The sequence below is a fragment of the Bacillota bacterium genome (assembly GCA_040754675.1).
Classification (GTDB): Bacteria; Bacillota; Limnochordia; order Limnochordales; family Geochordaceae; genus Geochorda.
In genome coordinates, this window is the sequence record JBFMCJ010000204.1 from 1 (window position 1) to 7,144 (window position 7,144).

Here is a 7,144-nt window from a genome sequence, read left to right on the forward strand (position 1 = left end):
GATACGGTAATAGGTCCTGAGACGACCATAAGGGGTTCCCTCTCGGGTGCCGGCGGGGCGAGGGTGGACGGGCGCGTAGAGGGCGAGATAACTTTGGACGGGGACCTGATCATTGGGGAGACGGGCTCGGTACAAGCCGATGTTCGAGCCCGCAATGTAATAGTGGCTGGCGCGGTTCGCGGAAACGTCGAATGTGAAGGTGCCCTCGAACTGGCTTCAACTGGCCAGCTTTACGGAGACGTGAAGGTTCGGTCGCTCAGCGTACGACAGGGGGCCATCCTCTGTGGCAACACGACCATGCCGGGCGAGCCGGGAAGGGATGAAGCCCCCGCCGGCGGCCCCGCAGACCAGGCCACTGCTACGGTAAAGCGGTCCGAATGATCCTTATTGTGCGAACCCGGTCTCGGGGCCGGTCACGCCAATCAGCCCCATGCGGTCCCCTCCTAAGACATAGTTGCGAGGTGGCGAAGGATTGCTATACCGCGATCGAAGGCACGCGGGAAAGATCCTGGCGGAACATCTATCGCCGTACAAGGGCCAACGGGCGCTGGTACTGGCCGTCCCGCGCGGAGGCGTCGTCGTCGGTGACGAGGTGGCCACCGCCCTGGACGCCCAACTGGATGTGGTCATCACGCGAAAGATCGGCGCCCCCGCCCAACCGGAGCTCGCCATAGGCGCGGTGGCTCCGGACGGCACGGTGTTGTGCGACCCGCGGTTGGCAGGTTACTTCAACCTTCCCGAGGACTACATCTCTTCTAAGGCCGAGGAGGAAAGGAAAGAGATCCAGCGTCGACTGGAGCGTTACAGGGAACGGCGACCGCTGCCCGAAATGCGGGGCAGGATACTGATCGTGGTGGACGACGGCATAGCGACCGGCCTTACCATTACGGCCGCCGTGAAATGGTTGCGAGGTAAGGACCCCGCTAGGCTCGTTCTCGCCGTCCCGGTGGCTCCGCCGGAGGCCATATCCAGGCTTAAGAGCGAAGTCGACGAAGTAGTCTGCCCGTACACCCCCGAGCCATTCTTCGCCGTGGGCCAGTTTTACCACGTCTTCGACCAGACGCCCGACGAGGTCGTGGTCTCGATCCTCCAACGGTACGTGCTCCCGCGTCCCGGAGCGCCGGCGGACGAATAAACTCCCTCCTGCAGTGGGAACTCTGGAATCTGTCGATAGAGCGCTCGGCCTCGCACCCGGAAGAGCGTGCACCCACAGGCAGACGAGGGAGGCTAAGCATGAAATGCGGAGGACCCTTACCGTGGCGGTGGAGGAGGGGCTGACCCCTGTAACGGAGGCCCTGAAAGCGGATGGCTATCACGTAGTCGGCCTGGCCCAAGGACTTAACCTTGGCGCGGACTGCTTCGTGGTAACCGGATTAAATCAGGACTTTCTCGGGATGTCGCAGGCATCCGGTACGGTTCCGGTGATAACCGCGGCAGGGCGCAGCCCGGAATCGATAGTGGAGGAAGTTCGTAAGACGCTCGCATGATGGTGCACAGACGCGGCAGGGCCGAAGATAGCGCCGCGATTATCACCTGCGCCATCTTCACCACGATTGAGAGACGCGTGTTCTGGAGGACCACGTATTCCATGAACCCGCCGACGTTAACTGTCCCGGTTATGTGCATATGACCCAGGGGCGGCAGCTTTTTGTTGACCCCCGCGCCAGGCCGTAGGGCCCCGGACGCCAGGGCTATGGAGCCAACTTGCTCCGGTCGCCCCAGCGAGGCATCTACGGCCAGGATGATCGGACGTCGGGCGGCCTCCTCGATGCTCCGCAGCGCTTCCGCCATGTTGCCCGCATGCACAGGAGACTCCAGCGTCCCCAAGACCAGCAACTCCGGAAGGGCCATGGCTTCCATGCCGCTGCCGACCAGTGGCCCCAGAGAGTCGCCCGTTGACCGGTCGCTCCCGACGCACACCACCACGCACCTGTCGCATCCCGCTGCGACGGGGCCTGCTGTCTGCAAGAGCGCCTCGGCCAAGCGTGGCGCCGCATCCTTGTGATCGAACCTAACCCTTTCGATCACCATCGGCGGGCCGGGTGAAGGTATGTCATCGGCGGCGGCGCAGAATCCATAACCGTCAAGGCGTATCCGCCGCCGAGCCAGATAAGCTCTCGTCCGTAGCGAACCGCGCAATGCTAGTCCCTCAGGGTTCATCGCATAAGGGTGTGCTGAGGCCGTCAGGGAAGATATGACCCGAGCCAGGCGAACAGCCTGCAGGTCATAGAGCTTTGGGGTCCTGCCAGCATTTATCGGACACGACCTGATAGCAGTATATAACAGAGATGCAAAAATTATACGGTAGTGAAGGGGAAAGCCAGAGACCTCTTGGAGGCTCGCCCCAATGTACGATATGATAACGGTAACGGGGCGAACGATGGAGTAACGGCGTAGATGCGCCAACCTGACGCGGGTTACACGGGCTTACGAACGAGGCCGGCGACCACAAGGATAGCTTCGTTGGCCGCGGTTGCGGCGTTCACCTGGTTTGCCCAGGATTACTTGGGCGTGGTCGAGGCGTTGCAGGCCGGCCGATACGCGTGGGCGGTCGCCGCGTGCTGGATCCTCCACCTGTGGGCAGGACTCGTCCACGTTGGAGCCGGATTGCCCCGCTCTGGCCCGGGCGTCCTGTTCCTGGAGGATTTCGGGCGAGTCATGCTCGAATATACTGCTTTAGGGGCGGCCTCCGGGCTGGCGATAGCCACGATCAACATGGTCCTGGGAGTCGCCGTGCGGCCGTGGCTCGCTGTTTTGGTGGCCTTCCTGGTGTTGTCGGCATAAGGCGCGGCCCGTATCTTACGACGCTAGAAAACTGCCCTAAAAGCCGGATACGCCAGTGAGCCCCGTGCGATGAACGGCGACTCAAGGCAGTTTCATCGATTGTGTAATGAAAAACGGGCGCGCAAACACCGTCCTGGCGGTTGCACTTCAATGCTTTGGTTTTCGGCAGAATGCGCGGTGCGCCACGGGACTCATATGCGCGCATGTAGGGATTTTGAAGGAGATTCCTAGGCGCGCAACCGCTCGAAAAGCTGTCAGAGCGTACTCACGGGATGTAGGTAGAAGGAGCGCAACAAGCTAAAATGGCAGCTAAGGCATTTGATCTTCTCTGTGCGTTCCTGTTGGTGCGAGGGGCGATCCGCGGCTGGAACCGGGGGTTCACGCTGGTTTTCTTGTCGCTCTTGGCCTCCATCCTGGGTTGCCTCGCCGGGGTGATGTTGGCCGGGAAGGTCACGGATCTCCTGGAGGCTTGGTTTAAGGTGGTAAGCGCCCTGGCACGCGAGCTCTCCGGGCGGCTGCCCCTGCCGCTGGGGTTAGGCTCCACGCCTGTCCAGGGGGCTTCTTTTGAGGCGATGGCTCGCGTGGTATCCCTGCTTCAGATCCCCGTGGCCCTTCGAGCGGCGGCCTGCAGCTACCTTGGAAACCTCGCGAGGCTGGCGTCGACTAAGGGGCTCGACACCTGGGGAGAGCTCTTAAGCTATTCCGTGGCCAACATGCTGATAACTGCTGCGTGCTTCCTTGCAGTATTCGCTCTGGTGAGATGGCTGCTGGTGACGGCGGTCCGGGGCATGTTCGGCGTCGACGACCGCGATTTCGCTCCCGGCGCGCTCGACCGCGCGGGAGGTTTGGCCCTGGGACTCGCCGTCGAGGGGCTGAAGTTGTTGATCCTGGTCGGGCTGGCGATGCCGGTCCTGTCGGGCATGGGCGTGTGGGGAGGCGCCAGGGATGCTATTGCCTCGTCCAGGATCGGCTCGTTCCTCCTGGAAATCTCGGCGGACATGTTTTCCTTGCTTCTCGGGCGCAGGACATAGGAATGTGCTTCAAATCGGCATGGCCGGTTCTTGAATCACCATCATGGCGGGAAGGGTCCGCGGCCAGCGCGGGGAGTGACCGGGTATGATGCCCTTGAAGATGGGGATCGGTGACGTCCTCAAACTCAAGAAGAAACATCCGTGCGGCAGCGACCTGTGGGAGGTCACCCGCACGGGGATGGATATCGGGATGCGCTGTCTCGGGTGTAACAGAAAGGTAATGGTCCCCCGGGCGAAGCTGGAGCGACGAGTGCGCCAGGTTATTCCGTTCAGCGAGATCCCGCCGGAAATAAAGGCGAAAATGGGTTGATACGGTGTCGTTTTCTTGCGGAATCGTTGGCTTGCCCAACGCCGGCAAATCCACCATCTTCAACGCTCTGACGGGGGCCGCGGCCCAGGTCGGCCCTTATCCCTTCACCACCATAGACAAGAATGTCGGCGTGGTACCGCTCCCCGACCCGCGTTTAGACCTGGTGGCTTCCGCTTTTGGATCCAGGACAAAAACCCCCAACACCATCCAGGTCGTGGATATCGCGGGCCTAGTCAAAGGCGCAAGCCGAGGGGACGGTCTCGGCAACAAGTTCCTCTCCCATATCAGGGACGTGGACGCGATCATCCACGTGGTCCGCTGTTTTAGCGATCCCAAGGTGGCCTCGGCCCAGGAGGGTTCTCCCGTCGACCCCGAGCGTGACGTCTCCGTGGTGACAACGGAGCTTTGCCTGGCCGACCTGGACATAGTGGACAGGCGAATCCAGGGGCTTTCTAAGGTAGCGAAGAGCGGTGACGTCGATGCCGAAAAAACCGTCGCCAGGCTTCGACATTACAGAACGTACCTGAACAGGGGAGTCCCCTTACGGACTGCCGGCCTCGGGGAGACACGGGACTTACTGCGAACCCAGAAGGAGCTGGGCCTCATAACTGGAAAACCCGTGGTGTATCTCGCAAACGTCTCGGAGCCGGGCTTGGAGGACGAAGAGTGCGGAAGGGCTGTAGAGACGCTGCGGGCGCTGGCCCGGAGGGAGGGGGCTGCGCTCGTGGAGGTGTGCGGCAAGATAGAAGCCGAGCTGGCGGAGCTTCCTGAGGATCAGGCCCGAATCTTCGCCCAGGAGCTTGGCTTGGGGCGACAACGGGTTCTGGATGCCGCCTGGGCGGGATACCGCGCCCTCGACCTCCTGACATTCTTCACCGCCAACGAAAACGAGGCGCGGGCGTGGACCCTGCGCAGGGGCTCCACCGCGTACGATGCCGCCGGACGGGTGCACTCCGACATGCAGAAAGGGTTCATCCGCGCCGAAGTTGTATCCTGCGACGACCTTAAGGCTGTGGGTTCCCTCGCAAAAGCTCGAGAAGCCGGCCTAGTCCGGCAGGAAGGCAGGGATTATCAGGTCCGAGATGGAGACCTCCTGTATTTTCGCTTCCACGTTTGATCCTTCTCCCCAGCCCCTCGCAGGCAGCTTGACGGGCCCGAGGCGCAGTAGGGCTGAGCGTTTTCGCAACGATCCCGGGGCACATATGTGCACCCTTTCCTTCCGGGGGAGCCTCTGAGGGAGAATGGGGTCTAGCGCAGCTCCTGCCGACCGAAAGATCCGCGCCGAGTCGTTCAAGCAAGGTGTCCTATGGTCCGTGCCGGTGGTCCTGGGCTATGTCCCGATAGGCGTCGCTTACGGGGTACTGGCTCGCGCCCACGGCTTGACCCTCATGGAGACCACTCTTATGTCCGCCATGGTATACGCGGGCTCGGCTCAGTTCATTGCTCTACAGCTTTTGGCCGCAGGGTCCGGGCCATGGCAGCTGGTAGTAGCCGCAGGGCTGGTCAACTCCCGCCATCTCTTGATGAGCGCCTCGCTCTGCAGGCGCCTGGGAAGCTTGTCCCCCCTCGTCGCCGGCGTCCTTGCGTTCGGTGTCACCGACGAAACATTCGTCATGGCCAGCTCCCGCATCCCCGTGAGACGAAAGAACCCCGCGTGGGACGGCGCGGAAGGCGAAAGATGGAGCCCTATCGCCGGCGCGGTGGGTCACGTGTCCGGGGAGCTGGCGGCCAGCGTCCTGGGCTTGAACCTCGCTTCCTACTTGGCGTGGGTCGGGGCCTCGGCGGCCGGAGCCATCCTGGGCGATGCGGCTTTGGCGGTGGCTGGAGATGCGCTGGGCTTCGCCGTTCCCGCCATGTTCATCGGCCTTCTCTCCCTAAGCGTTAGAGGCCCGCTCAGCGCGATGGTCGCAGCGTTATCCGGAGGTCTCTCCCTGCTGATCGTCCTGACGGTCGGGGGCGGGTGGAACGTGCTGTTAGCCACCGCAATGGCGGCGACAGTAGGCACGATGCTCGGAGACCGTTTCGGGAGCCGGCCGCGCCAATGAGTCCTGTTCGGCGAGGCGTGATTTCACGACCGTCTTACTCGCTGCGCCTCGATGAAGGGGTGCCGTTGATACATTCCTGGCGGTTGCGGTTGAATGCTAGTGCTTGTTGTGGCAGGTACGGGCCGGCACGGCTTTCATGTGCGAAGGCGGGTTAGGGGCCAGTTGCCCGCGAGCACACGTAGCTGCCACTGCGCTAGGAAAACGGGGCCGGTTGATGCCCCGGTCTGTATCCGGTCAGAGAACATCGAGAAGGACGGTGTAACGCGATGCCGCGAGGGGAGCTGGCGCTGGCCTTCCTGGGCATGGCCGTGGTCACGTTTGTCATGCGAGTGCTGCCTTTCTTCATGCTCTCGCGAAGCAAACTCCCGCCATGGGCCGAGACCTGGCTTAGCCTGGTGGCCCCCGCAGTGATGGCGGCTCTGCTGCTGCCCGCGGTGTTGGTCCCTGACGGCCGGCGGCTGTGCATCGACGCGAGCAACCCGTACTTGATCGCCTCCGTTCCGACGTTCCTCGTGGCGGTGAAGTATAAGAGCATGCTTTTGACGGTGCTTACAGGGGTTTTGTTTGCGTGGCTCGCATTGCGGCTTGGCTCTTATTGACCGTCGTTGAAGGCGTGAGGGAGTTTGGTATATAATCGGATCCGAAACCCGGCACGGGTTAACATGGGGCAGGGGTCCGGGCGCGTCAGCGTGCCCGGATTTTCCATGAGGTCGACCGTATGGGGGCGAAGATGACGGCAGCTGTATGAGGGTCCGAGGCGCGAGTTCGTCTCGCGCGGCCCCTCCCGCTCCGCTTAGTGCGGAGCCAGACGTCCGTGGGAGGAGGTGAGCGCCGGTTGCGGGCATATGAGATGATGTTCATCTTAAGGCCGGAGCTGGACGAAGAAGCCCAGAAGGCCGTACTGGACAAGGTGCTAAAGCTTATAGGCGACGTGGGCGGGACTGTGAAAGAGATGAACGTCTGGGGCAAGAGGA

The 7,144-nt window shown here is 62.3% G+C and carries 10 protein-coding genes and 1 pseudogene; 10 read left to right on the forward strand and 1 reads right to left on the reverse strand.

The features are described 5' to 3' along the window. The 3 genes from AB1609_12415 to AB1609_12425 all read left to right on the forward strand — a co-directional run. The coding region (locus tag AB1609_12415) for a polymer-forming cytoskeletal protein (GenBank protein ID MEW6047268.1) at positions 1-381 on the forward strand (381 nt) is incomplete at its 5' end. Between the two features lie 91 nt (positions 382-472). Continuing rightward, positions 473-1,135, forward strand: a complete 663-nt coding sequence (locus AB1609_12420) for a phosphoribosyltransferase family protein (protein ID MEW6047269.1) — start codon at positions 473-475, stop codon at positions 1,133-1,135. A gap of 103 nt (positions 1,136-1,238) precedes the next feature. Continuing rightward, a complete protein-coding gene (locus tag AB1609_12425) occupies positions 1,239-1,487 on the forward strand; it encodes a YkuS family protein (GenBank protein ID MEW6047270.1) in 249 nt (82 codons plus the stop codon). A gap of 43 nt (positions 1,488-1,530) precedes the next feature. Here AB1609_12425 and yyaC read toward each other — a convergent pair. Further along, a pseudogene (gene yyaC, locus AB1609_12430) lies at positions 1,531-2,160 on the reverse strand (spore protease YyaC). A gap of 303 nt (positions 2,161-2,463) precedes the next feature. Here yyaC and AB1609_12435 point away from each other — a divergent pair. The 7 genes from AB1609_12435 to AB1609_12465 form a co-directional block, all read left to right on the forward strand. Continuing rightward, on the forward strand, positions 2,464-2,784 hold the full coding sequence (locus AB1609_12435; GenBank protein MEW6047271.1) for a hypothetical protein: 321 nt from the start codon (positions 2,464-2,466) through the stop codon (positions 2,782-2,784). A 302-nt stretch (positions 2,785-3,086) separates the two neighbouring features. Continuing rightward, entirely contained in the window at positions 3,087-3,815 is a 729-nt protein-coding gene (locus tag AB1609_12440; protein MEW6047272.1) for a hypothetical protein, read from the forward strand. Between the two features lie 88 nt (positions 3,816-3,903). Continuing rightward, a complete protein-coding gene (locus tag AB1609_12445; GenBank protein ID MEW6047273.1) occupies positions 3,904-4,125 on the forward strand; it encodes a DUF951 domain-containing protein in 222 nt (73 codons plus the stop codon). 4 nt (positions 4,126-4,129) lie between these two features. Beyond that, a complete protein-coding gene (ychF, locus tag AB1609_12450; GenBank protein MEW6047274.1) occupies positions 4,130-5,242 on the forward strand; it encodes a redox-regulated ATPase YchF in 1,113 nt (370 codons plus the stop codon). A 124-nt stretch (positions 5,243-5,366) separates the two neighbouring features. Then, positions 5,367-6,170 (forward strand): AzlC family ABC transporter permease, encoded by an 804-nt coding sequence (locus tag AB1609_12455; protein MEW6047275.1) that lies wholly within the window; start codon positions 5,367-5,369, stop codon positions 6,168-6,170. A gap of 266 nt (positions 6,171-6,436) precedes the next feature. After that, entirely contained in the window at positions 6,437-6,769 is a 333-nt protein-coding gene (locus AB1609_12460; GenBank protein ID MEW6047276.1) for an AzlD domain-containing protein, read from the forward strand. A 254-nt stretch (positions 6,770-7,023) separates the two neighbouring features. Then, a partial coding sequence (locus AB1609_12465) for a 30S ribosomal protein S6 (protein ID MEW6047277.1) occupies positions 7,024-7,144 on the forward strand: 121 nt, incomplete at its 3' end.

Excerpts from the sequence above, each read along its gene's own strand:
- AB1609_12425 (MEW6047270.1), top strand. The coding sequence starts at position 1,239 with ATGCGGAGGACCCTTACCGTGGCGGTGGAGGAGGGGCTGACCCCTGTA.
- AB1609_12440 (MEW6047272.1), top strand. The coding sequence starts at position 3,087 with ATGGCAGCTAAGGCATTTGATCTTCTCTGTGCGTTCCTGTTGGTGCGA.
- AB1609_12445 (MEW6047273.1), top strand. The coding sequence starts at position 3,904 with ATGCCCTTGAAGATGGGGATCGGTGACGTCCTCAAACTCAAGAAGAAA.
- AB1609_12455 (MEW6047275.1), top strand. The coding sequence starts at position 5,367 with ATGGGGTCTAGCGCAGCTCCTGCCGACCGAAAGATCCGCGCCGAGTCG.
- AB1609_12460 (MEW6047276.1), top strand. The coding sequence starts at position 6,437 with ATGCCGCGAGGGGAGCTGGCGCTGGCCTTCCTGGGCATGGCCGTGGTC.